The 24,285-nt window shown below is 40.1% G+C and carries 19 protein-coding genes and 1 pseudogene; 11 read left to right on the forward strand and 9 right to left on the reverse strand.

The window, feature by feature from the left end:
* Positions 1 to 19: 19 nt before the first annotated feature.
* Together gyrA and FTU75_RS01795 are read left to right on the forward strand one after the other, a co-directional pair.
* Positions 20 to 3,004, forward strand: coding sequence for a DNA gyrase subunit A (gyrA, locus tag FTU75_RS01790; RefSeq protein ID WP_180114927.1), 2,985 nt, complete (start codon positions 20 to 22; stop codon positions 3,002 to 3,004).
* A gap of 73 nt (positions 3,005 to 3,077) precedes the next feature.
* Positions 3,078 to 3,521: a DUF3887 domain-containing protein gene (locus FTU75_RS01795; RefSeq protein WP_078192064.1), complete on the forward strand. Its 444-nt coding sequence runs from the start codon at positions 3,078 to 3,080 to the stop codon at positions 3,519 to 3,521.
* Between the two features lie 65 nt (positions 3,522 to 3,586).
* On the opposite strand, the gene gltP is transcribed toward FTU75_RS01795, so the two are convergent.
* Positions 3,587 to 4,882 (reverse strand): glutamate/aspartate:proton symporter GltP, encoded by a 1,296-nt coding sequence (gene gltP / locus FTU75_RS01800; protein ID WP_180114929.1) that lies wholly within the window; start codon positions 4,880 to 4,882, stop codon positions 3,587 to 3,589.
* Between the two features lie 459 nt (positions 4,883 to 5,341).
* On the opposite strand from gltP, the gene FTU75_RS01805 reads away from it, so the two are divergent.
* Positions 5,342 to 5,890 (forward strand): hypothetical protein, encoded by a 549-nt coding sequence (locus FTU75_RS01805; protein WP_180114931.1) that lies wholly within the window; start codon positions 5,342 to 5,344, stop codon positions 5,888 to 5,890.
* 119 nt (positions 5,891 to 6,009) lie between these two features.
* On the opposite strand, the gene FTU75_RS01810 is transcribed toward FTU75_RS01805, so the two are convergent.
* Genes FTU75_RS01810 through FTU75_RS01825 form a run of 4 tightly spaced genes read right to left on the reverse strand, consistent with a single transcriptional unit; the run spans position 6,010 to position 10,930 of the window.
* Complete coding sequence (locus tag FTU75_RS01810; protein ID WP_180114933.1) at positions 6,010 to 7,128, reverse strand: ABC transporter permease; 1,119 nt, start codon at positions 7,126 to 7,128, stop codon at positions 6,010 to 6,012.
* Complete coding sequence (locus tag FTU75_RS01815) at positions 7,125 to 8,255, reverse strand: ABC transporter permease (RefSeq protein ID WP_180114935.1); 1,131 nt, start codon at positions 8,253 to 8,255, stop codon at positions 7,125 to 7,127. The genes FTU75_RS01810 and FTU75_RS01815 overlap by 4 nt, the downstream gene beginning before the upstream one ends.
* 2 nt (positions 8,256 to 8,257) lie before the next feature.
* Positions 8,258 to 9,421: an HlyD family secretion protein gene (locus tag FTU75_RS01820; RefSeq protein WP_180114951.1), complete on the reverse strand. Its 1,164-nt coding sequence runs from the start codon at positions 9,419 to 9,421 to the stop codon at positions 8,258 to 8,260.
* Between the two features lie 21 nt (positions 9,422 to 9,442).
* A complete protein-coding gene (locus FTU75_RS01825; protein WP_180114953.1) occupies positions 9,443 to 10,930 on the reverse strand; it encodes a TolC family protein in 1,488 nt (495 codons plus the stop codon).
* A 348-nt stretch (positions 10,931 to 11,278) separates the two neighbouring features.
* Here FTU75_RS01825 and serC point away from each other — a divergent pair, with 348 nt between their 5' ends.
* A complete protein-coding gene (serC, locus tag FTU75_RS01830) occupies positions 11,279 to 12,358 on the forward strand; it encodes a 3-phosphoserine/phosphohydroxythreonine transaminase (protein ID WP_180114955.1) in 1,080 nt (359 codons plus the stop codon).
* A 603-nt stretch (positions 12,359 to 12,961) separates the two neighbouring features.
* On the opposite strand, the gene FTU75_RS01835 is transcribed toward serC, so the two are convergent.
* Entirely contained in the window at positions 12,962 to 13,894 is a 933-nt protein-coding gene (locus tag FTU75_RS01835; RefSeq protein WP_180009976.1) for a hypothetical protein, read from the reverse strand.
* A gap of 265 nt (positions 13,895 to 14,159) precedes the next feature.
* Between FTU75_RS01835 and FTU75_RS01840 the strand changes: the two genes are divergently transcribed.
* Together FTU75_RS01840 and FTU75_RS01845 are read left to right on the forward strand one after the other, a co-directional pair.
* On the forward strand, positions 14,160 to 14,648 hold the full coding sequence (locus FTU75_RS01840) for a YaiI/YqxD family protein (RefSeq protein WP_372491130.1): 489 nt from the start codon (positions 14,160 to 14,162) through the stop codon (positions 14,646 to 14,648).
* Positions 14,649 to 14,653: 5 nt separating this feature from the next.
* A complete protein-coding gene (locus FTU75_RS01845) occupies positions 14,654 to 15,559 on the forward strand; it encodes a DMT family transporter (protein ID WP_180114957.1) in 906 nt (301 codons plus the stop codon).
* A 7-nt stretch (positions 15,560 to 15,566) separates the two neighbouring features.
* On the opposite strand, the gene FTU75_RS01850 is transcribed toward FTU75_RS01845, so the two are convergent.
* On the reverse strand, positions 15,567 to 16,136 hold the full coding sequence (locus tag FTU75_RS01850) for a PilZ domain-containing protein (RefSeq protein ID WP_180114965.1): 570 nt from the start codon (positions 16,134 to 16,136) through the stop codon (positions 15,567 to 15,569).
* 28 nt (positions 16,137 to 16,164) lie between these two features.
* On the opposite strand from FTU75_RS01850, the gene FTU75_RS01855 reads away from it, so the two are divergent.
* The 3 genes from FTU75_RS01855 (at position 16,165) to FTU75_RS01865 (ending at position 20,643) form a co-directional block, all read left to right on the forward strand.
* Positions 16,165 to 17,400: a lipoprotein-releasing ABC transporter permease subunit gene (locus FTU75_RS01855; protein WP_078190389.1), complete on the forward strand. Its 1,236-nt coding sequence runs from the start codon at positions 16,165 to 16,167 to the stop codon at positions 17,398 to 17,400.
* Positions 17,393 to 18,076 (forward strand): lipoprotein-releasing ABC transporter ATP-binding protein LolD, encoded by a 684-nt coding sequence (gene lolD / locus FTU75_RS01860; protein WP_078192053.1) that lies wholly within the window; start codon positions 17,393 to 17,395, stop codon positions 18,074 to 18,076. Before FTU75_RS01855 ends, lolD begins: the two co-directional genes overlap by 8 nt.
* A 107-nt stretch (positions 18,077 to 18,183) precedes the next feature.
* Positions 18,184 to 20,643, forward strand: a complete 2,460-nt coding sequence (locus FTU75_RS01865; protein ID WP_180114967.1) for a DNA internalization-related competence protein ComEC/Rec2 — start codon at positions 18,184 to 18,186, stop codon at positions 20,641 to 20,643.
* Positions 20,644 to 20,675: 32 nt separating this feature from the next.
* Here FTU75_RS01865 and FTU75_RS01870 read toward each other — a convergent pair whose 3' ends face one another.
* On the reverse strand, positions 20,676 to 21,644 hold the full coding sequence (locus tag FTU75_RS01870) for a lysophospholipid acyltransferase family protein (RefSeq protein ID WP_180114969.1): 969 nt from the start codon (positions 21,642 to 21,644) through the stop codon (positions 20,676 to 20,678).
* Between the two features lie 127 nt (positions 21,645 to 21,771).
* Between FTU75_RS01870 and sppA the strand changes: the two genes are divergently transcribed.
* On the forward strand, positions 21,772 to 22,797 hold the full coding sequence (gene sppA / locus FTU75_RS01875; protein ID WP_180063185.1) for a signal peptide peptidase SppA: 1,026 nt from the start codon (positions 21,772 to 21,774) through the stop codon (positions 22,795 to 22,797).
* The gene (locus tag FTU75_RS01880; RefSeq protein ID WP_180114971.1) at positions 22,794 to 23,603 is read left to right on the forward strand and encodes an alpha/beta fold hydrolase; all 810 of its coding nucleotides are present in this window, start codon (positions 22,794 to 22,796) and stop codon (positions 23,601 to 23,603) included. The genes sppA and FTU75_RS01880 overlap by 4 nt, the downstream gene beginning before the upstream one ends.
* A 78-nt stretch (positions 23,604 to 23,681) precedes the next feature.
* Here FTU75_RS01880 and FTU75_RS01885 read toward each other — a convergent pair.
* Positions 23,682 to 23,996 (reverse strand): annotated as a pseudogene (locus FTU75_RS01885) (META domain-containing protein); the annotation flags it as partial.
* Positions 23,997 to 24,285: the final 289 nt, after the last annotated feature.

Below are 24,285 nucleotides of genomic sequence, written 5' to 3' on the forward strand. Positions count from 1 at the left end.
TGTATAACAAGGAGTATGCATGAGCGTATCGGAAATTAGACCGATTGCCATTGAGGATGAACTGAAGAGCTCATATCTCGATTATGCAATGAGCGTGATTGTGTCACGTGCGTTGCCAGATGTCCGAGATGGTCTCAAACCTGTTCACCGTCGTGTGCTTTTTGCAATGCACGAATTGGGCAATGACTACAACAAAGCTTACAAAAAGTCTGCCCGTGTAGTCGGTGACGTCATCGGTAAATATCACCCACATGGTGACTTAGCTGTATACGAAACCATTGTTCGTATGGCTCAAGATTTCAGCTTACGCTATCAATTGGTTGATGGTCAGGGTAACTTCGGTTCTGTCGATGGTGACAGTGCAGCAGCAATGCGTTATACCGAAGTTCGTATGCGTAAATTGACCCACGAACTTTTAGCGGATCTTGAGAAAGATACCGTAGAGTGGGAAGACAACTACGACGGTTCTGAACGTATTCCACAAGTCATGCCAACACGTGTGCCTAACTTGTTGATTAACGGTGTAGCTGGTATTGCTGTAGGTATGGCAACCAATATGGCTCCGCATAACATGACAGAAGTCATTAATGCGTGTCTTGCTTATGCCAACGATCCGCACATCAGCATTGAAGGGTTAATGGAACACATTTCTGGTCCAGACTTCCCTACAGGCGGTATCATTTACGGTAAATCTGGCATTGTCGATGCGTACCGTACTGGTAAAGGCCGTTTGCATATCCGTGGTAAATATCACATTGAAGAAGACCAAAAATCGGGCCGTAGCACGATTGTCTTCACTGAAATTCCTTATCAAGTTAACAAAGCAAAAACCATTGAACGTATTGCTGAGTTGGTCAAAGAGAAAAAACTTGAAGGTATTTCTGAACTTCGTGATGAATCAGATAAAGAAGGGATGCGTATTGCAATTGACTTGAAGCGTGGTGAAAACGCCGAAGTGATTGTAAATAACTTATTCCAAAATACCCAATTAGAAAATTCATTCAGTATTAACATGGTCTGCCTCGATAATGGTCAGCCTAAGTTAATGAACTTGAAAGATATTATTGCAGCGTTTATCCGTCACCGTCAGGAAGTGGTTACACGCCGTACCATGTTCGAATTGCGTAAAGCACGTGAACGTGGACATATCTTAGAAGGTTTGACGGTTGCACTTGCAAACATCGATGCGATCATTGAAACCATCAAAACATCTGCAAACCCAAGCGAAGCACGCGAACGTTTACAAGCGGGCGAGTGGGCCGGCGGTGGTGTTGTTGCATTGCTTGAAAAAGCGGGTGCGGTATCTGTCCGACCAGATGAAATTGAAGGCGAAGATCCAGCACGTCCATTTGGTTTAACAGGTGATGTTTATCGTCTGTCTCCAACCCAAGTAGGTGCGATCTTAGAACTTCGTTTACATCGCTTAACTGGTCTAGAACAAGACAAGTTACAAGCTGAATATACAGAAATTCTAGGTCAAATTGCTGAATACACTGCAATTTTGAACGATTTCAACTTATTGATGAATGTAATTAAAGAAGAATTGGCTTTAATCCTTCAACAATATGGCGATGCACGTCGTACCGATATCGTGGAATCACGTATCGACTTCTCTCGTGAAGATTTAATCCCTGAAGAGCAAATGGTACTAACTGTTTCTAAATCAGGCTATGCAAAAACTCAACCATTGTCAGACTACGCTGCACAGCGTCGTGGTGGGCGTGGTAAATCTGCAACTTCAATGAAAGAAGACGATTACATCCAACATTTGATCGTGACTTCTAACCACGCAACAGTGCTTTGCTTTACCAATGTAGGTAAAGTTTATCGTCTGAAAGTATATGAAGTACCTCAAGCATCTCGTGGTGCGAAAGGTCGTCCAATGGTGAACTTATTGCCATTAGATGAAAACGAGACCATCACCGCTATTTTACCAGTGGTCGATGCGCCGAAGAAATTTAAAGAACGCTTGGCTGACTTTAAAGCATTTGTAAAAGCCAATAGTGCACAGCTACAAACCAATGAAGTGATTAATAGTCATTTTGCTGGTTTAGAAGCTGCACTTGCTGAGACTGAAGACGGTGCAGATGATTTATCTGACGCACTTCGTATTCAGTTGAAACAATTGGGTCTAGAGTTATCTACGACTGATCTTGATGACGAAATCATCAATGACTTTGCACAGCAAGCAGAAGCCGTTCGTAAAAACTTCTACGTATTTATGGCAACAGAATACGGTACGATTAAACGTGTTGAGTTAGAACAATTCTCGAATGTTCGTTCAAACGGTCTACGCGCGATTGAGCTGAATGGTGATGACACCTTAATCGGTGTTGCCATTACCGACGGCGAACAACAAATCATGTTGTTCTCAAACGAAGGTAAAGCCATTCGTTTTGCAGAAACTGACGTGCGTTCAATGGGTCGTTCTGCCAAAGGTGTTCGTGGTATGCGCGTGACCATTGGTGCAGCAGCTCAAGCTGAAGACGCTGAGGATGCGGATGTAGAGTCTGATGATGACGATACCTCTGATTCAGCTCTCATTAGCCGTATAGTGTCATTGGTAGTTGTTCCGGAAACTGGTGAAGTACTTTGTGCTTCAGCTAATGGTTATGGTAAACGTACACCAGTAGATGACTTCCCAACCAAGAAACGTGGCGGTAAAGGTGTTATTGCAATTAAAACATCTGAACGTAACGGTGAACTTGTTGGTGCGGTAGCGATTGATGCGTCTAAAGAGCTAATGTTAATTTCAGATGGCGGTACGTTGGTTCGTACACGTGCGTCTGAAGTGGCACAAACAGGTCGTAATGCTCAAGGTGTTCGTTTGATCCGTTTAGGTGAAAGCGAAATTTTAGTCGGTGTTGTGGCGATCGAAGCAGTTGAAGAAGACGAAACTTTTGAAGAAGTGGAAGCAATCGAAACTGAGCAACTTGTAGATGACTCAACGATTATTGATCAAAATGACAATGAATCAGATCTCAATGAGCCTGAAGAAGACTAATTGAAGATTGAGAAAAGAGGGCGCTACGGCGTCCTTTTTTATAGACAGATAATTTTAGATTGATGAGTACAATATGAAATTAAAATATTTTGCAATGGCTTCACTTATTGGGCTTGGCGGCTGTGACCAAATTGGTCAAAAAGCCTTAAATGCAATCCCAGACCCAAGTGCTGAACAGACTGAAGTTGCTCAAGCTGCCTATGATCAATTACGTGAAGGCAATTTTGAAAAGTTGTATACCTACTTTGAACCAGAACTCAAAGCGAAGTTTGAACAGAATGAAAAAGAGCTGCGTAAATTTGCACGAGGTATTCCGAAACAAGATTACTCACGCAAAAATATAGTGGCTAAGCACATTGAAAAATCGACTGAAAAACCGTCTTTATATACGGTCACTTATGAGTACGGTTATACCAATAAAAACCTTGTACAGTATGATGTAAGTTTTGATAAACCCGCAGGAAGTAACAAAATTCGAGATTTTAATATTTCAGTTTTTGGCGAAAAAAATAAATAAAGTTTGGAAAAATAAAACAAAGCTGTAAAAAAGGACGCCGAAGCGTCCTTTTTTATGACATAAAATTAAGCGGCATCTTTTAGATTAGCGGCATAATTTTTTTGTTTTTCAGTATCAAATTGGCCTTCCCATTTACTGATCACCAGTACCGCAAGCGCGTTACCAATCACATTTAGTACAGTACGTGCCATATCTAAAATACGGTCAATACCAGCAATGAATGCTAGACCTTCAAGTGGAATACCGAAACTGCCGAGAGTCGCTAGCAAGACCACGAAAGAAACGCCTGGTACACCTGCAATCCCTTTAGAGGTAATCATCAAGGTCAGTACTAGAATCACTTGTTGAGTGATTGTCAGATCGATCCCGTAAAGCTGAGCAATAAAGATAGCCGCAATACTTTGATATAGGGTCGAACCATCGAGGTTAAATGAATAGCCAATTGGAATCACGAAACTGGTAATCGGTTTCGGAGCACCATAAGCTTCCATTTTTTCCATAATACGGGGGAGGACGGTTTCAGAACTTGCAGTTGAATACGCGAGAATCAATTCATCTTTTAAGATCTTGATAATGGCCCAAACACTGAAGCCACAGAATTTAGCAACTGCACCTAATACAATGAAAATAAAGAAGAAAATTGCACCATAAACTAAAACTGCGAGTTTAAGCAGTGGCACAAGAGAGCTGAAGCCGAAATTCGCAACAGTTGCAGCAATCAAGCCGAATACACCAATAGGTGCAAACATCATGATCATGTGCGTAACTTTAAACATCGTTTCAGAAACAGCGGTCAACACTTTAATTAAAGGTTGTTTTACTTCCTGATCAAGCGCACCTAAACCTACACCAAACATCACAGAGAAAAAGATGATTGGGAGCATTTGACCACTCGTCAAAGCTGCAAAAAAGTTAGATGGAATAAGTGAAAGTATTGTTTGAATCAAACCATGAGAATGTTCACTGACTTCATGTGTTGTTTCTTGATACTTTGAAATATCGACTTGCGTCAATGCAGACATATCAATGCCGGCACCAGGTTGGAATACGTTGGCTGCAACTAAACCGACTAAAATAGCAACGGTGGTAATGATTTCAAAATAAATAATTGTTTTGAAACCAAGTTTACCTAAGTTACTACCGTGACTTGTATTGGCAATACCTAAAATAAGCATCGACACAACAAGCGGAATAACGATCATCTTAATGAGGTTAATAAAAATTGAACCCAAAGGCGTCAAAAAGTTATTAACTAAAGCATCACGATATTCAGGAGAATAGTGTAGGAAAGCACCAACAAGTATACCTAGAATGAGAGCAATCACGATTTGCCAGGCAAGGCTCACCTTAATCTTTTTCATACATCAGCTCTTATGTCAGATTTGGGAGAAAAAAGCCCACAGTCATCCACGAACAAATGTTGCAGACAGACTGAATCCGCCATGACAAAAAGTTCTGAATAATTTGGGAGATAAATACGACAATATTTTGCAGTTTATATGAGAATACAGCCAACGATTTTGATCAAAACTAAACTGTTTGATCGATAAATTATCATTTTAAATTGTATAAGCGATTTGATTATTAAGTTTAATTTATAAAACGAATAAAATTGAGTTATTAATGAACACTTCATAAAATCTCTGATTTGCCTAGAAAGATCGAAAAACTAAATGTGAGCCTGTATTTTTCATTTTTATATAGAAGTTTGCTTTATACTTGTGAGGCAGATAAATCAGTGAAAATTCTATAAATCACACAGATTTTTCTAACTAAATTTTAACTTTATAAATTTTAATAATAACCAGAGGGCTTGTACGGTGTTGAAAAAATTAGTCGTCATCATCACTTTAATCTTACCTATAACGGCTTGTGAAAAAATTGGCGATTTCTTGATTGCAAAATTCGAATCAAGCCTACCTAGTGAGACAAGTTCACAGCGTGCTAAGTCAGAAAAATTATTCGTCGCGCTACACGAACCCCATCAAGACAGCTTTTTGGCATTGGTTGAAGAAAATGTTCGTGATGCGATGTTGGCAGATCCAGAGCTGTTTTCGCGCATGAAAAAGCTGATTCCTGCAGGTCAACCTAGTGCTGAGGCGGAAGTGATTCAGCGAATGGCAAATACTCGGCTTGGAGAAGGTGAGACCACAACGATTGTGTATAAATATGATTATCCGCAAAAAGAACTGTATATGAGTGTGGTCTTTGCTGGTCATGATGGGGACGATAAAGTAAAAGGATTCTGGCTTGAAAACGCTGCAGAAAAAGAATCAGATGATTTGGTTACTGAGATCACCTCAGATGCAGATGATTTTGATATTCAAGTGGATGAAGCATCGACTGTGACGCCAAATGCATACAGTTAATTGGTGACAGAAAGCATTAAAATTTGAGACATGCTAAGAAGCAAAGCGTTCGATTCCATGATGAATAGGTTTGAACGCATTTCGCTTGAGACCAGACATGTCTTATAGCACAAAAAGCTTTATCTTTTGGCAAACTTTAAACGCCAGACAGCAAGACATAAAAAAATCAGTCCAATACTTGTGAGGTAAAGCAGTTTAGGAATGACGATTACTGTAGGCACACCCATCTGATTGAGTTGAAGGAACAGTTGAATGCCTTGGGTTGATGGCAACACCTGTGCAAGTATTTGCATCCATTCAGGCATAGCTGCATGTGGCCATGCCGTTCCCGAGAGTAGAAATAGTGGAATAGAACTAAAAACGATGACATGTCCTGCACGTTCTGGCAGGTCAAGAAAGGTGGCTAGATAGAGTGTCATCGCAATAATACAACTGAGGAAGATGGGCACAGCAATGAACATACCCCAAAAATTTCCACCCCGTGGATAATCATTCAGCCAAAAGGTAAAACCAAATAAATAGAAGCAGCCCAAAGTTCCAATGGTCAAAATACACAAGAAGATACCAGCCAATTGTGTATAGCTCGGACGCCAAGTGGTGTTTTGTCGATAGGTCGCAATTAGCATGCACAGACCCAATAAAATCGTCTGGTGAATAATTAAGGGCGCAACCGCTGGGAAAATATAACTGCCATAGCCTGAAAGTGGATTAAATAATGGAATCTTATGGATAGACAAAGCGGGGCTAAAATCGGATATGTTCTGGAATTTTTCTGCATATTCGACGAGGGCATTTTCCATCGAACTGGCTAAACCTAAGCCAATTTTTTGTGTCTTTAGAAAGTTTGCAGCACTAAGATATAAACCAATTCCACCGGTTTCACCACGGCGAATGCTATTTGAAAGATTACTCGGCAGCAGTAAAATTCCGTCAGCTTGCTGACTTCGGAGCATATTTTCAGCTTCAGCAAAATTACCAGTCACAGCTCGAATTTCTACATTGGGACTATTGGCTACAGCACCAATAATCGTATTGGTGAGTATGCTTTGTTCCTCATCCACCACAATAATGGGGAGCGATTCCGCGTGTTCCGCTTGATAAGCAATGGGATAAAAAAAACTGTAAAGAAAAACAGAAAGCACTAAAGTGGTAAAAATCGAACTGTGCTTCACAATATCTTTAAAGGTTTGAATATAGTGTCTGAGCAAATTTGATAGAAATGACGCGATTACATTCATATGACTTGCTCCTTTAGTATTTTACGTAGAAAGAAGCTGGCAAGAACAAAATAGAACAGACAGTAAATGATCAGGGTGACAAGCGGTGTGATTGAAATGGAGATTGGGCTACCAATGACCCATTGTTCTGTTTGTAACTTGGCATAAGGCGTATAGGGAATAATATTGGCCCAGAACTTTGTAAACATTGGCGCGTTATTCAGCGGCAATGTCACCCCTGCAAAACTCAGTGATGAGCCACCATACACAGCGATAAAACCAAAAGATTTGGTGAGATCACGTGTCGCCAAAACTACGGTAGAGCTGATAAAGGCATAGGCTGTATAAAAAAACAATTGTCCGAGCAAAATTAGCACTAATGAACCCTGAACAAACCACCCTCGAGACACGATTAGCCAGAACATCCACGCCCATGTCCAAGCGGTAAAAATGAAAACATAACTGAGATTTTTAGCGATTAAGGCTTGAAAGACAGAAGTCGGTTTCACCCATTGATTTACAGTGCCATATTTGATTTCTTGACCGACCGAAAATGCGACGCAGCAACACAGTAATAAATGCAGAATCGCAGGAATCATATAAGGCTCTAAATAGAACTCATAATTTAAACCCGGATTATATAAGGGTGAAATTTTAACATTGGGCGTCGGTGCATCGAGGTAGGGGATGGTATTTTCTAAATACTGATGACCACTAAAATCGGCCATAGCTTGTAATGTACTTAGTAACATGGCTGATGAAATACTATTGCCGACACTAAAATAGCTTTGGTTATAGGCAATGCTGACTTCTGCATCTTTTGCTTGAACCAGTCGTTGCTCCGCGCCAGCAGGAATATGAATATAGCCCCAAATTTGAGTCTGATTTAAAAGCTTTTCAGCATCATCCTTACTGGGTGTAATGGTGGCTACTTTTAACGTATGGTTGAGCTGCGCAAAATGAGTAATGTTACGGCTTAAACTGCTTTGATCTTGGTCTATGATCGCGATGGGTAAATGGTCTGGTTTGCCTTGAGCAAACATATTAGTAAAGAGCAAAATCACAAGGGCAGGGGCAAGTGTGACCATACACAAGTCCCATTTATGCTGCATCAAATAGCGAAACTCACGCAGAATGCCCCTAAACATTATTATTTACGCTCTTCAATTTTAAACAACACGCTCATACCCACTTTTAAGTCAGCAATCGGCTGAGCGGGTTTCAGTTGGACTTTAAAACTACGAATGTCATAGCCGCCCGTTTGTCGCGTGGTTTTAATCGTTGCAAATTCACCTTCGGCTTCGATGTGATCAATTTTAAAATCGGCAGATTTGTTTAGCGCCGGTATAAATCCTTGCATGGTCTTGAGTTGATACACTTGAGCATACTGGTCTTCACGGACATTTAAGCTAATCCATAAGCTATCATCTTGAATCAGGCTCACTACGGGCACACCCATCGCAACTAATTCTGAAACTTTGCCATAGGTTTTTGAAATGGTGCCATTAGAGGGTGCAAACAATTTGGTTTCAGCCTCAAGTGCATTGGCTTCAGCCAACGCGGCTTGCGCAATCTTGACTTGGGCATCTGCCGAGCTTTGTTGTTGCGGTGTACTGCCACGTTTTGCACGCGCATATTGTTGATAAGACGCTTCTGTCATTTGTGCAGCAGACACTGCGGCAGCTTGCATTTCATCACGGCGTTGTCGTGAAATGACACCTTCTTTATAGAGGTTTTGACCACGTTGGTAGGTGGTTTGCGCCAATTGTTGCTGTGCTTTTAGACTTTGCCAATTGGCATATAAACTATCAATATTTTCTTGTTGAGAGCCACGTTCAGCTGTGGATTGCAGTGCTTGCGCAGATTGGAGTGCAGCTAAAGCCTGTTGTTTCTTTGCATCGACTTCGGGGCTGGTTAAACGAACCAGTGCTTGACCTGCTTGTACTTTTTCACCGTCATGCACATATATTTCTTCGATACGACTGGGTACTTTGGTGCTAATGTGGATGGTTTCAGCCTCAACTCGACCTTGTAATTCAACCTGCTTGGGCTGATAACTTTTCCATAAGCCAAATGCAATCAGTGTCAAAAGCAGAATTAAAACGATGCCAATCCCGAACTTGATCAAAGCAGGTTTACTACGGCTTGGCTTTGAGGAATTCATCGTCTCTGCATCGGTATTGCTGTCCACTTTTTCTTGAGTATCCTCGGCAGTATTTGCTGTAGATGAAACGTCTGAAGTCGAGACATTGGATTGGGATGTTTCAGCTTTCGCAGAGGCATCTTCTTGGTGATCAGTTGGCTCCTGATTCATATTGTTTCCCCTCGGCTAAGCTTAGCGAATATAGTCGGTGTGTGATTGATTGATATAGCTTTGGAACTGGTCAATGCTCCCGTGACTTTGTAGCAGTGTTGCGAGTGACATCACGTATTTATAAGCATTGAGCGCCATTTCACTTTGTAGTCCGCTCAGTGCATTTTGTGCATCAATGACTTGTGTGGCTGTTCCCATATCTTCTTTAAATGAAAGCTGTTGGATTCTTAAATTTTCTTGTGCGGCTTTTAGATTTTGCTGTAACAACAGGTGACTTTGTTGAGCACTAGTGACTTCATTAAAAGAGCTATAAATCAGGCTTTCAATTTCTTGTTTGGTACGCTCAGTCATTAACTCAGATGCATAACGTTGAAGTTCAGCGGCTTGTACGGATTTGTTTTTATCAACACCTGAAAATAAGTTGTAGCGAGCGGCAACACCAACGATCCAGTTTTGTTTATCGTCAAGACTATATTCGCCAAAGGCAAAGACGTTGGGTTTTTTTGCAGCGCTTTGGGCTTTCACATTAGCACCGGCCAATTGACTGTCCAATTGCATTTTACGTACCAAACTAGATTGATCCTGATAACTTTTTAGTAAGGCGGTTATATTTTGATTGTGTTGCTGATTGATAAATAATGGCGTTGAAAGATCGGTAATTTGGCTGCTTTGCATTAAGTTGTTTAACTTAAATAAGCTAGAGCGAAGATTCGCTTCAGTATTTTGAAAAGTTCTGAGCGCATTATTCTTCGCTACTTCAAATTGCATACGCTGACCTTTGCTAATGAAACCCTGTTGTTCCATTTTGAGCGCATTGGCATAGTGTTGTTGCATCGCATTTAAATTGAAGCGGCTGCTTTCGACTAATTTTTTTTGTAATTGAGCATTAAAATAGGCTTGGATTAATTCAAAACGTTGCACATCTTGTTGTTGTTCACTGCTAATCGCGCTGCGTTTGGCTTGAATATTGGCAATTTCCTTGGCGCTAGACGTTAACCCACCGGTATACAGCGGCATCATCACGGAAACGGTAGGGCGGATCACTTGATCATCTAAGACCACTTGGGAAGAATCTGGAATTAATCCGACACCATCACGGATTGGCTGTTGCAGACTGTCTTTTAATGGGTCTGCCAAATCACTCGGTAAGCTTTCATCAATTTTATTATTAATGCCATTACTCAGCGTTTGTTCTAAGTTATTTTTTAGGGCACCGAGAGGAATATCGAGTTCATTATGAAAGGCATAGGCACGGACGTTTAAATCCACACGAGGTAAACCAAGCCCTTTAATGGCCTGAGCTTGAAGTTCGGCAGATTGTTGTAGCGCTTGGTTGGCCTGAGTACTATACGAGCTGGTGAGTAGACTTTGTTCTGCTTGGCTATAACTGATACTTTGCGCAAGTACGGTGGGGCTAAAAAAGCCACTGAAACAACCAAGGCCAAGCAGTAAACCTGAACGAAATGTATGTTTAATTTTTATAGAATAATCTGTTCGAGGTAAAGGCATAAAAATACACTCACAGCTAGGATGGGTTCATTATAGTCATTGTGATGAAGTTGGGTAAATTCACTAAGTTGTTGTATTGTTTCATATACATATGTAAATAAATTTTATCTTTGCAGCGCACATCATTTTTCTCATATCAAGACCTTAAATTAGCATCAATTCAAGGGATAAAAAATATCAGTAAATCTAATAATTTGAATTAATAAGAATTAATTTTGATCTTTATTGAAAATTTGACTTCAAATGTCAGACAGCATTGGAATATTTTCAGCTTTAACTACTGCAAGCACGCGTCAGATATGGTTAAATGCCATCATTTTATTGTGTTTCACTTTGAAAGGAAAACTCATGCGCGCGTACAACTTCTGTGCTGGTCCTGCTGCATTACCCACTGCCGTTTTAGAAAAAGCTCAAGCTGAAATGCTTGACTGGCAAGGCAAAGGCCTTTCGATCATGGAAATGAGCCACCGTAGTAAAGACTATGTCGCTGTGGCAGAGAAAGCAGAAGCTGATCTTCGTAAGCTGATGAATATTCCAGACAACTATAAAGTGTTATTCCTTCAAGGTGGCGCATCACTGCAATTCTCTGCGATCCCATTAAACCTATTGGGTAAAAACAGCAAAGCAGACTATATCCACACGGGTATTTGGTCTGAAAAAGCGTTGAAAGAAGCACAGCGTTATGGCGACATTAATGTTGTTGAAGCAGGTACGACCATTGACGGTAAACTTGCGATTACTGATCAAAGCACTTGGAACTTATCTGATGATGCAGCTTATGTGCATTATGCAGATAATGAAACCATTGGCGGTCTTCAGTTTGCCAACATTCCTGAAACAGACAAACCATTGGTTGCCGATTTTTCATCAAGCATTTTATCTGCACCATTAGACGTATCTAAGTTCGGTTTAATCTATGCAGGCGCTCAGAAAAATATTGGTCCTGCTGGTTTAACTTTGGTGATTATTCGTGATGATTTATTGGATCAAGCGAAAGCAGATATTCCAAGTATCTTGAAATATTCAGCTCAAGCGAAAAATGGTTCAATGGTGAATACACCTTCAACTTATGCATGGTACTTATCTGGCCTTGTTTTTGAATGGTTACTTGAGCAGGGTGGTGTAGACGCAATTTATCAAGCGAATATGGCAAAAGCTGAATTGCTTTATGGTTATATCGATTCAAGCGATTTCTATGCAAATCCAATTGCAAAAGAATTCCGTTCAATCATGAACGTACCATTTACTTTGGCGAATCCAGAATTGGAAAAACAATTCTTGAAAGAAGCTGAAGAAAACCACTTACTGAATTTAGCTGGTCACCGTTCAGTGGGTGGTATGCGTGCAAGTATTTATAATGCTGTTCCGCTAGAAGGCGTTCAAGCACTGGTTAACTTTATGGATGACTTTGCAAAACGCAACGCATAATCCTAAAGACATAAAAAAACCGGCAAATGCCGGTTTTTTTATTGAATAGATTATAAAATAAAAGTATGTAACACGTATGCACAAATCAGCATACCTAACATAAAAAATAAGCAGGACATTGGCTCGATTTGATATCGAGATTCCATGTGATGGTCAACTTGTGATAAGTTTTCTTCTTGCACGACTTTCATAGATATTCTTTCCGATCTATTTATCGTTAATTACTATTTCTTAAACGCATTTTTAACATAATTATTTGATTAAATAAAGTACTATCTGCCATAAACTTACTAAACTATTTAGTTTATTTAAAAATAAGCAACCGAATTGCTAAATTTAGTTTCATAAAGTTCCTATCTTATTTATTTATATTAGATTTTTATATTTTATCTTTTGCAGATGGATTTATTTATTAGCATTATTTTGAATTTAATATTGTGGATAAGTTATTTTAATTTGAATTTAAAAATAGAATAAATCGACTAGCTTGTGGATAAAAAATATTCAATCATTTAAATATTCAGCGATTACACATGATTAGCGAGAAATAAAAAAACCGCACTGAGGCGGTTTTTTATTTGAAATAGGGTTTTTGAATTCAAATTAGGCAGATTTTGCGTAAATATTGGCTTGTATCCACAGGTTGCCACGAATATATTGCCCAACATTGAAATCTTTATGCGCCGGATTTCGTGTTGCAACACGAACAATCACCGCTTCTTGGTTTTCTTCGTGGATTAAGGTCACATCATACAGCGTATAGTCTTGTTCTTTAAATTGCATGGCAGTTTTGCCAACAATATGCCCTTGGAACCATGCTTCATCTTCTTGTCCGAGGTTTTCACCATATAGGTATGCAACCATTTTAGAAAAATCGACGGTGACTGGTGCTTTGTCATCTTCAGACTTCGGTTGCCACGCTTTAATTTGTTCGTGTAAGTCTGCAGGGGCAACACCATTATTTGCTGCCAAGATATCGTTTAAAGCACGATGATGTTTAATCGATGCAGGATCGTCAACGACAAGCTGTTCATGTTCTGCGACAGCTTCGAGTTCATAGGCCCAAGCATTGAGTTGCACACTGTAGCTTGCATCTTTTTCATATTGGTCGTGATTGACGCTATATAAACTATCAAAAGCATACACACTGGTATTTGCGCCTAAGTCGAGGCAAAGCACAGCTTGCGTATTGGATTTACAGGTAATAATACGTTCAATGGTGGCTTTGGTTTTATATGGGCTATCAAAACTTGGAAATGCAGTTTTAACGGCTTTAGGTTTATTATTTTCTACCGCAATCACTTGGCACAGTTGAATCGACGCTTGTGATGGACCTTGAATCAGCCAGGTACTTTGATCCATATCAGATTCTTGTGCGCATAAGCCCATCGGCATAATGGGTGCATCCAATGCCTGACCCAGCCAAACTGGTACATCCGTTGTCGGGTTGCCTGTAAGCAAATTCCAATGTTCAACATGACTACCAAAAGTTTGATCTTCAATAGTGATAATTTCAGGGCTATTTTGTTTTTTCATATGCACAATTGATATTGGGTTGGTTTCATAATTAATAAATCGAGGGTTATTTGAAATTTTCAAGTCACCGACGTCATATTTATCATGAAATCATGCATAAAAAATGTTTTCAGTAGGATTTAAATGTAAAAGCATTGGAAAATAAGCTCAACTTTTGCTCATTTTGCAGCTTTTTGATTCTCATGATTAGAGAAATGTAGATCCATTCAGCGGATGCAGATCCCAAATTGTCATGTAGATTTGTTACTATGAGTCATGTTTAAAAGTGAATGGAAAATCAGTGCTGCCATTTAAATTATGGGTGGATGCAGATGCGTTACCACGCATTTTACGTGATGTGATTATTCGGGCTTCTGATCGTTACCAGTTAGAAGTCACTTTTGTCGCCAATCAAAATGTTGGGATAACACCTTCGGTGCGGATTAACTCAATTCAAGTCATGAGCGGGGCAGATGCCGCGGATAAAGAAATTATTCAGCGCATGAAAGAGCACGACATCGTGATGACACAGGATATTCCACTTGCTGCTGAAGTGATTGAGCGGGGCGGTATAGCGATACATCCACGCGGTGAGATCTATACCACAGCAAATGTCAAAGCACGTCTACACTTACGTGACTTTATGGATACTTTACGGGGCGCAGGTGTGCAAACCGGTGGCCCAGCCCCGATTTCTGAACGTGATAAGCGCGAATTTTCTAGCAGCTTAGATCAAACCATTCAAAAGCAAAAACGTAAAACGGCGCAGAAGTAAAAACCATGCCATCTAAAACAAATCTAGCGATGACTTATGCGTTGTTGGTGTTCATTTGGTCAACCACGCCACTTGCCATCGTTTGGAGTGTAAGTGATATCAATGCGTTTTGGGCACTGACATTACGCTTTTTTATCGCATTACCCTTGGCTTTCGCATTATTGTTTATTTTTAAACATAAACTGCCGATGGATAAAACCTCCCTGCACAGTTATTTGGCAGGGGCGTTTAGTTTTATTGGTTCTCAGATTTTTACCTATATGGCAACGGCCTATCTCAGCTCAGGCATTATTGCCCTGATGTTTGGTTTGGCACCAATTATGACGGGTCTGATTGGTCGTTTCTTCTTTCATACCTATCTGCATCGCTTGCAATGGATGGGGATGTTGATTGCCGTCTGTGGTTTAGTCATTATTTGCTTAGGCGGCAGTGATCAGCATGTACAGCCTGTTGGTATCGTCTTAATGTTAATGAGCGTATTCGTCTACTGCATGTCGATTTTTTGGGTGAAAAAAGTCAATGCGCCATTACAGCCCATGTCTCAAGCCACGGGTTCGATTCTTATCTCAGCACTATTTTCTGCTGCAATGCTACCGTTTATTTGGCAGTATGCACCGACACAGATGCCTTCGACCAAAGCACTCATTGGCTTATTTTATGCAGTGATTATGGCTTCATTGATTGCAATGTTTTGTTATTTCAAACTGGTACAAAACATCAAGGCGACAACTTTGTCTTTAACAACGGTACTCACACCCATGCTTGCTATGCTCTTTGGTGCTTTACTGAATGATGAAAAATTATCATTGATGGTTTTACTTGGTGCTGTGATTCTATTATCAGGCTTGTTTGTTTATTTTTATAAAGATTTTCGGGCGAACAGAGAGCTCGCCCACAAATTAAAACATTGATTAAAAATCACTCTTTGTATTGGGTCAGTGCGATACACTCTGCAAGTTTGACGCGGTCTTGAGGGAGCAGTGTGATAAAATAGGCACCCGTACGGTATAAGTTGCTTTCTTCTTCACGGCTATAAACCACTTGCGCAGTTGCCGCAATATGGAAGAAATTTTCAGGGTGGCTTAAGGTCACATGGATATAAGTACCTTCTTTAATCGCGCGTTCGCTAAAAAAGCTCAAACCAGTCTCTGAAAAATTCACATGCTCAGGCACTGGTAACATGCTTTGTACAATTGCGTCGTATAAAGAACCCGTAATAAGGTTTAACTTTTGGTTAAATAAGGATAAGATTCGAGCAATTTGTTGATCTTTCTCAGCTAATTGTTCTAATTCGTAGTTGAGTGCATGATCAAATTGATCTAATTCAGCAAGTAGTAGAAAATAGCGCGGCAATACAAAATTAGGATCGTAAGGATCATTCAGTGCAACATCATCAGAGATAATCTGATAGTTGATGCGCAAAGCAGCATCGATACGCGACATTACACGGCGTTCAGTTTGAACGCTTTGATGCTGTAAGTTTTCCATAATATATATTACCTCGGACTAGATGGTTATGTTTAAACCAATCTCGCTGTATATAGGGTTGAGATACACTCGCGCTCGGCGCAGTAACCACTTTATTTCTTTTATTGCTCTGGTATCCATGATCGGCCTCACGCTTGGTGTGGCAGTCCTTATTACAGTTTTATCTGTGATGAATGGTTTCGATCGTGAGCTGAAAACTCGTGTCTTAGGAATGATACCTCAAGCCACTGTTTCTTCAACACAAATTTTAACAAATTGGCCTGAACTTGCAAAAAAAATTGAGCAGCATGAGCATGTTCAAGGGGTCGCACCATTCACCCAATTACAGGGAATGTTGACGGCACAGGGTCAAGTGTCTGGCATTATGGTCAGTGGGATTGAACCGCAGTATGAAAAAAAGGTATCAATTATCCAAGACCATATGGTGGAAGGCAGTATCGATAATCTGAAAAAAGGTGAGTTTGGTATTGTCCTCGGCAAGCAAATGACAGATGCCTTAGGTTTAGGCTTGAATGACAGTGTGACGTTGGTCCTTCCTGAAGCAACACCTTCGCCGGCTGGGGTCGTTCCGCGTTTTAAACGATTTAAAATTGTGGGTATTTTCAGTATTGGTGCAGAGGTTGATTCGATGATGGGCTATGTGGCCCTGAACGATGCGTCAACTTTATTAAGACTGCCAGATGGTGCTCAAGGCATCCGTATGAAGTTGGATGATATTTTTGCAGCACCACAAGTCTCTCAAGAAATTGTGCGTGATTTACCTGCAAACTTTTATGCTTCAGATTGGACTTATACGCACGGTAATCTCTTCAGTGCGATTCAAATGGAAAAGGCAATGGTAAGTTTATTGCTGTTCCTGATTGTATTGGTTGCAGCATTTAATATCGTGTCTTCATTGGTGATGGTGGTCACTGATAAAAAATCCGATATTGCCATTTTGCGTACACTAGGCGCTTCACCGGCTACAATCACACGGATCTTCATGGTGCAAGGTACAGTGATTGGGGTGATTGGTACGGTGTCAGGGGCGATTTTAGGGATTATCGCTGCATCGAGTATTAGTAATTTAGTCGGTTGGTTGAATACAACATTGGGCTTAAATATGTTTGATGCTTACTTCATCAACTATTTACCGTCTTATTTAAGATGGCAAGATGTTGTGGTGATTGTATCTTTATCATTGGGTCTTAGCTTTATCGCGACTATTTATCCGGCATTACGTGCAGCTAAAGTTCAACCTGCAGAGGCTCTACGCTATGAGTAATTTAGTTTTAGATGCCCAAAACATTACCAAATCTTTTACGGATGGTAAGTCTACAGTCGATGTAATTCGCGGACTTTCATTACAAGTCAAAGCAGGTGAGTTTGTTTCAATTGTTGGTTCAAGTGGCTCTGGTAAAAGTACGTTGTTGCATGTATTGGGTGGCTTGGATCGTCCAACATCGGGTCAAGTGTTGATTAATGGTCAACGCTTTGACACTTTAGGTGAAGCAGAGCGTGGTTATATTCGCAATGAACATTTGGGTTTTGTGTACCAATTCCATCACTTGTTGCCTGAATTTACCGCGTTTGAAAATGTGGCGATGCCATTAATGTTACGGAAGTCGAGTAATTTCAAAGAAGTCAAGCAGCAAGCTGAATACCTGTTGGAACGTGTTGGACTTTCGCATCGTATGACGCACAAACCGGGTGAGCTTTCAGGCGGTGAACGTCAGCGTGTGGCTTTGGCTCGTGCATTGGTAGCAAGACCTAAGTTGATGATGGCTGATGAGCCAACAGGGAACTTAGACCGCAAAACCGCGGTGAAGATTTTTGAGTTGCTATCTGAGTTGCGTAAAGAATTTAACATGGCAATGCTAATTGTGACCCATGATGAATATTTAGCTCAATCTGCTGATGCGATTTTGCATATGCAAGATGGTTTATGGGTAGATGACTAAGCGCTAAATTGATTTTGTAAAAAAATTAGTGGATTAAGATTGTTTGATTGAAGCTCACCGCGGTGGGCTTTATTATTGCCAGCACATAATAAAAATAATGACGACTCATGTTACAAAGTTTTTGTATTGGCTGGATTTTAGGTATTTCTTTTATGGGGTTCATGTTTTGGAATCCACAACTCTCGACAGCTCAGTTGCTTTTTATTGTCCTGATTTGGCTAGTGCTACAGCTCTACATTTCACCAAAACTAAAAAGTATCTTTTCGAAAATCTTACAGCTCAGTGCAAATCTTTGCATAGGTGCAATTCTCGGCTTTAGTTTCGCCAATACTCAACTCGATCAGCGTTTGGCATTGGTTGAACATCAGAGCAGACAAGGCGAGTTTATAGCGTATATTCCACAGATCAGCCAACTCAAAGACCAAGCAATTCAGCAAAAAATTGAAGTGCTCAATGTGAATCAGCAGATTCAATATTTTATGGCGTATTTACCCAATTCAATTTTGCAAAATAATGAACAGACGATTCAGTTGGTCCCTGGACAATACTATCGTATGTATGGTGAGTTACGACCTACCCAAAGCTATGTGACAGAAGGTGCATTTGACCAAGAGCGGTGGAGCGTACAGCAAAACATACATGCCAGTTTAAAGGTGAAGTCGGTGGAATTAATACCACCTCAACATGTGATTGCGATGGGCTATGGGCAGCAGTATCAACGACATCAAGGTGTGCTACACCAGTTCAAAATAAAAGTCGAACAACAACGTTTATATTTAAGAGCGTTTATATACCAACAACCGCTGCAGAATCATGGCTTGCTGTTAGCTCTGCTTACAGGTGATAAAAGTTTACTCACTGAAGGCACCAGTGAATTATTTCAACGCTTTGGGATGAGTCATTTATTGGCGATATCTGGTCCACATGTACTTGTTTTTGCCAGTATGCTTTGTTGGGCGATGCAGTTAGCTATTCGAAAATATTGTCCCAAAATTTATCTCAAGTGGCCCAAACAATATGTATTGGTCATGCCCTTTATCTTCTGTGTCCTTCTATATTGTTCATTTACCGGTTTTGAAATACCGGCGCTGAGAACACTGACGATTTGCCTTGTCGCAAGTAGCATACTTTTGTTACGGCAAACCATTCAGCCTTTTCAACTGCTGGTTTTTAGTGCCGCAATTTTATTGCTTGTGGATCCCTTTAGTATTTTATCCGCGGCATTTTGGTTGTCTTATGGCGCATGCTTTATTTTACTGCGGATTTATCAAACCTTAAGGAAGCATTTACTGGCTCAAGCGGAAGCCAATTTTTGGCAAAAGTCAAAACATTCAATGTGGTTGATGGTGGAATCACAATGGAAAATCTTTGTCGCTTTATTTCCATTGATGGTGATTTTTTTCAAACAAGTGACTTGGATTAGCCCACTAAGTAATTTATTTGCCATCCCGTGGTTAGGGGCAGTGGTGGTTCCTTTAGATATCATCGGAGGGGCACTTTCTTATATTTCGACTCCTCTGGCGCAATTGGTTTTTTTATTCAATGATCTGTGTTTAGAGATATTGCATGTATTTCTCTATGGCTTAGATCGACTCTTTGCACCAAAAATGCAAGATGTCGCATTGACGTCAACTCAGATCCTACTGTTGATATTGGCTATTGTGATCTTATTTTTACCTGAAGGTATCTTGCCAAAATATTGGTCGGTCATTGCCTTTTTTGCTCTGTTTATTCCATGGAAAAATTCAGCAAATTTTCAACTTTCAATTTTAGATGTGGGGCAAGGGCAGGCGATCTATATCCGTTCTGTAGATCATCATATGATGGTAGACTTCGGTGGAAACTATGATGAAAGTCAATTTAGTGTCGGGCAAAATATCATCCGGCCATTTTTGAGTGTGAATGGTGTCCATCGACTAGATCCGGTGTTATTGACTCATTTAGATCAAGACCATAGTGGTGGCTTTTTCTCATTGGAGCAACAGCTTGATATTGGGCAGCTTTCAAGTAATGAGCGGGTACAAACCATAAACCAAGCTCCACAGCGCTTATGTCAGCGTGGTCAGCAGTGGAATTGGGATCAGCAAGTCTATTTTGAAATACTCTCGCCAAAGCCTGAAGATCTGACAGATGCCAAATGGAATGCCAATGAACGTTCTTGTGTTCTATATGTCACGGTCAAAGACGTCAATGGCCCACGACATTTTCTATTGATGGGGGATGCGGGTTGGGAGACTGAATATCAAATATTAAGTGATTATCCAGACCTAAAAGTCGATGTCTTGGTGCTCGGACACCATGGTAGTCGGCACAGTTCATCCTATGCGTTTTTAAACCATTTTAAGCCCAAGTTGGCGATTGCTTCTGCGGGGCGATTTAATCGTTATGGACATCCTGCAAAGATGACCCAAACACGTCTCAAACAATTAGACATTCCACTTTTGCAAACTGCACAAAGTGGAAGTATCCATTTCAAGCAAAATAAACAGCAAATTGAACTAATTGAAGAGCGGACAAAGTATAAATGGCTCGATCTATATCGCAGGCTATCTAAAGAAGCCGAATAAAGAAACTCGCTCAAGGGCAAGGCGTGAAGATGTTATTCAGCCACTGTCATTGTTTGCTGCTGTTGATATTCCTCACGAATATCGTGGATTCGTTGAGCGGCTTCTTCATCACTAATATTGTATAGATTTCTCAATTTTGGATTGGCTTTAAAGCGTTTATAGCTCCAGTGATAATGCTCTGGGTAACGATGGATTAAATCTTCCACTGCTTTAAAGATAACCATCGAGCCATCATCTGCATTACCTTGATAAATATTGTCATCGATAGGTTCGATATGCATATCAAAACCATGATTATCGTTACGAATGGCATATAGTAAGAGCGCACGTGCTTTGGTTTTTTGAATTAGTTTTGCACTTAAGTTGCTGGTTTTTAGTGGAATACCAAAGTATGGAATCATTTCGCCGCCGGCATTGGGGGTATGGTCTGGCAAGATTACAGTCGTCCCACCTTGTTTTAAGGCTTTGAAAATTTGACGTACACCTGATTCATCCGTAGGAACCAATATTGCTTGCTCACGGCTTCGAGCAGCACGGACAAAATTGTTGGCAGATTCACTTTTTACCGGCTTGTACATGATGGTCATTTGAGTGTACTGCGCAACCCATGCATTCATGATTTCCCAAGTACCAAAATGTGGTACTACGAGTACAACGCCTTTTTGTAGGGCGAGCGCTTCATGTAAATATTCAGCGCCATGTACGTGATGAATTCGTTGAATATTTTTTTCTGTACTTGCACCCCAAATGTTAAAAAATTCAAAATAAGAACAAAGTTCGTTTCGAATCGCTTGTTTAGTGAGTTGAATGCGAGCTGACTCTGATAATTCAGGCAATGCAATTTTGAGATTGCGTTGAATCGTAGAGTAGGTTTTAGAGATTTTTAAAACATTGACTAACCCAGCCAAACCTTTTGCAATTAATCTTGAAATTTGAATAGGTTGACGGCTGATAAATTTTAACAGGTGATATGTGGTGTCCTGTGAATTTTGGTCGGTCATCTTATTTAAGTCTGAAAGAAATGAAAGAAAATTTAAAATAATTATAGGGGAAAATGAATTGATTAGACAGTTATAGCGATTAGCGTGTATATAATGACTACAAATTAACGATCAAATGGGTTTTTTTATGTCCGAATGGCCACCAAAACCTGAAGAAAAACAGCAAAGTTCTTCAAACAATATTCAGCAGCCAACTGGAAATGAATGGAAAATATTAGAAAAAGCCGTGCTTTCTTCCGTTGAAGAACAACGTAGAGCACGTAGATGGGGTATATTTTTTAAATTTTTAACCTTTGCTTATTTGCTATTTATTATCATTGCGATGGCAAAAAGTTGCAGCATGTCGTCATCTGATCAAGCAGCGACAGCGGGTTCACATATTGCCGTGGTTGATATCATTGGGACCATTGCAGCGGACAAGCAAAGTGTAAACAGCGCAAATACCATCAAAGCTTTGAAAAAAGCCTATGAAAACAAACAAAGCAAAGCGATTGTTTTAAATATTAATTCACCAGGTGGTTCACCTGTTCAGTCTGATGAAATTTGGCAAGAAATTCAGTACTTGAAAAAAGCCCATACCGATAAAAAACTGTATGCCATTATTGGTGATACAGGCGCTTCAGGTGCGTACTATATTGCGTCTGCGGCAGATGAAATTATTGTCAATCCTTCAAGTTTAGTGGGTTCGATTGGCGTGATCATGCCGAATTATGGTGTTAGTGGTTTGATGCAAAAATTCGGTGTAGAAGATCGCACCATGACTTCGGGTGAGAACAAAGCCATTTTATCCATGACTCAACCTGTAGATGCAGCACAAAAAGCACATGTTCAAGGTGTACTTGATAATGTTCATGCGCATTTCATTAATGCAGTGAAGGAAGGTCGCGGTAAGAAATTAAAATCAAATGATCCAGCTATTTTCTCAGGTTTATTTTGGACGGGTGATCAGGCTGTGAAGCTAGGTATTGCTGACCGTACAGGTAGTTTAAATAGCCTGAAACGTGAATTAAAAACTGAAAAAGCCGTGAACTACACCATTGAAAATAGTCCGTTTGATTCTGTACTAGGTCGTATGGGAAGTTCATTTGGTCAAGGTTTGGCAAGCGCATTGTCACAACAGGTTCAATCTGAAAACAGCACGAAATTACAATGAAACCGTTAATTCATTTTGCGCACGCCAATGGCGTGCCATCACGGGTTTATCAAAAATTGTTTGATTTACTGAGTGATGAATATGATGTGATCTATGTGCCGTTACTTGGGCCAGATAAGCGTTACCCAATCGATAACCATTGGAAAAGCTTAACACAGCAAGTCATTGACAGTATTGTACGTCAGGCCAATGGTCGTAAGGTGATTGGATTAGGTCACTCATTAGGTTCGGTTTTAACATTTCAGGCTGCATTACAACGCCCAGAATTGTTTGAACAAGTGTTAATGATTGATCCGCCTATGATCATGGGTAAAGAGTCTTTTGCTTTGCACATCGCAAAACTCCTCAAACTTAAAGTCGTCGATAAAATGTCCCCAGCAGGTTTGTCGAAGCGTCGTCGTGATCATTGGGACAGCCGTGAACAAGCAGCAGAGCTTTTAAGGCCGAAAGGTTTTTATAAAGATTTCGATCCAGACTGTTATCAAGCTTATATTGATCATGCCTTGATGGACGATAAACTGCGTGGTGGGGTGGAATTGACGATTTCACGTGATGATGAGGTTCATATTTTTCGAACTAATCCTTCACTGTGGTGGTTACCTCATGCTCAACCACAAGTACCTGTACAGCAGTTAATTGCAGAGCAGGGACCATTTTTAGCTCGGCACTTTCCACAAAAGGTTGAGAAAAAATTTGCGATTCCATTTAAAGTTGCTGCGGGGAGTCATATGTTCCCATTGGAACATCCTGTGGAAACTGTTGAATTGATTAAAGATTTACTTAAATTGCCTAAGCGTCATCATTAAACCTTAAAAACCACAACACATAAAAAAAGCACTCTATAGAGTGCTTTTTTTATGAATGAAACATTCTACTTTTGAGATTTACTTCGCATTTTCAAATTGTAAAACAACTTTGTTATTGGCATCTAAAAATTTCAAATGATCTTTAGAGGCATCATAACGAGTAACTTGGCTCAATGCCTGCGAAAAATGTTGAGGAATATTTGTCGCAGTCAAACACGCTCTTTGTGTTGTAGCAAGGTTTGAAAATTGGATTTTTGTGTTTTGGACAGCGTAACCGCCCATGAATCGATTACAACCATCTGAACCACTTACACGAGTATCGTCGAAAGTGATGGTGGGTACGTTCGAATTGTTAGGGTCAGCTTCGAGCTTAACGCCTTGAATTTCACTCGCAACCCAATTTTTGTTTTATAATTTATCTAAATTACGATCAGTAGCCGGATTTGATGTCGTAGCACAACCAATCATACCCAGTGTTATACATGCACAAGTCGCCAGTGTGATGGATTTTAACATGTGATTTTCTCCACTTTTTTTTGAAGGATGTAATATTTCTAGATTTATAAGGTTTTCTAATTGCAATATAAGCTTATTATTTTAATGATGCTAAAAGCTTTAATTAACTAAAAACTACATATTGATCATAAAGTTGAACATTCTGCAAAAATGGATTTTAGATTTT

This window comes from Acinetobacter sp. YH12140 (assembly GCF_013418475.1).
GTDB lineage: Bacteria > Pseudomonadota > Gammaproteobacteria > Pseudomonadales > Moraxellaceae > Acinetobacter > Acinetobacter amyesii.

Bases quoted from the DNA above. Each gene is read 5' to 3' on its own strand.
- gyrA (WP_180114927.1), top strand. From the start codon at position 20: ATGAGCGTATCGGAAATTAGACCGATTGCCATTGAGGATGAACTGAAG.
- FTU75_RS01795 (WP_078192064.1), top strand. From the start codon at position 3,078: ATGAAATTAAAATATTTTGCAATGGCTTCACTTATTGGGCTTGGCGGC.
- gltP (WP_180114929.1), bottom strand. From the start codon at position 4,882: ATGAAAAAGATTAAGGTGAGCCTTGCCTGGCAAATCGTGATTGCTCTC.
- FTU75_RS01810 (WP_180114933.1), bottom strand. From the start codon at position 7,128: ATGAATGTAATCGCGTCATTTCTATCAAATTTGCTCAGACACTATATT.
- FTU75_RS01815 (WP_180114935.1), bottom strand. From the start codon at position 8,255: ATGTTTAGGGGCATTCTGCGTGAGTTTCGCTATTTGATGCAGCATAAA.
- FTU75_RS01820 (WP_180114951.1), bottom strand. From the start codon at position 9,421: ATGAATCAGGAGCCAACTGATCACCAAGAAGATGCCTCTGCGAAAGCT.
- FTU75_RS01825 (WP_180114953.1), bottom strand. From the start codon at position 10,930: ATGCCTTTACCTCGAACAGATTATTCTATAAAAATTAAACATACATTT.
- serC (WP_180114955.1), top strand. From the start codon at position 11,279: ATGCGCGCGTACAACTTCTGTGCTGGTCCTGCTGCATTACCCACTGCC.
- FTU75_RS01835 (WP_180009976.1), bottom strand. From the start codon at position 13,894: ATGAAAAAACAAAATAGCCCTGAAATTATCACTATTGAAGATCAAACT.
- FTU75_RS01845 (WP_180114957.1), top strand. From the start codon at position 14,654: ATGCCATCTAAAACAAATCTAGCGATGACTTATGCGTTGTTGGTGTTC.
- FTU75_RS01850 (WP_180114965.1), bottom strand. From the start codon at position 16,136: ATGGAAAACTTACAGCATCAAAGCGTTCAAACTGAACGCCGTGTAATG.
- FTU75_RS01855 (WP_078190389.1), top strand. From the start codon at position 16,165: ATGTTTAAACCAATCTCGCTGTATATAGGGTTGAGATACACTCGCGCT.
- lolD (WP_078192053.1), top strand. From the start codon at position 17,393: ATGAGTAATTTAGTTTTAGATGCCCAAAACATTACCAAATCTTTTACG.
- FTU75_RS01865 (WP_180114967.1), top strand. From the start codon at position 18,184: ATGTTACAAAGTTTTTGTATTGGCTGGATTTTAGGTATTTCTTTTATG.
- FTU75_RS01870 (WP_180114969.1), bottom strand. From the start codon at position 21,644: ATGACCGACCAAAATTCACAGGACACCACATATCACCTGTTAAAATTT.
- sppA (WP_180063185.1), top strand. From the start codon at position 21,772: ATGTCCGAATGGCCACCAAAACCTGAAGAAAAACAGCAAAGTTCTTCA.
- FTU75_RS01880 (WP_180114971.1), top strand. From the start codon at position 22,794: ATGAAACCGTTAATTCATTTTGCGCACGCCAATGGCGTGCCATCACGG.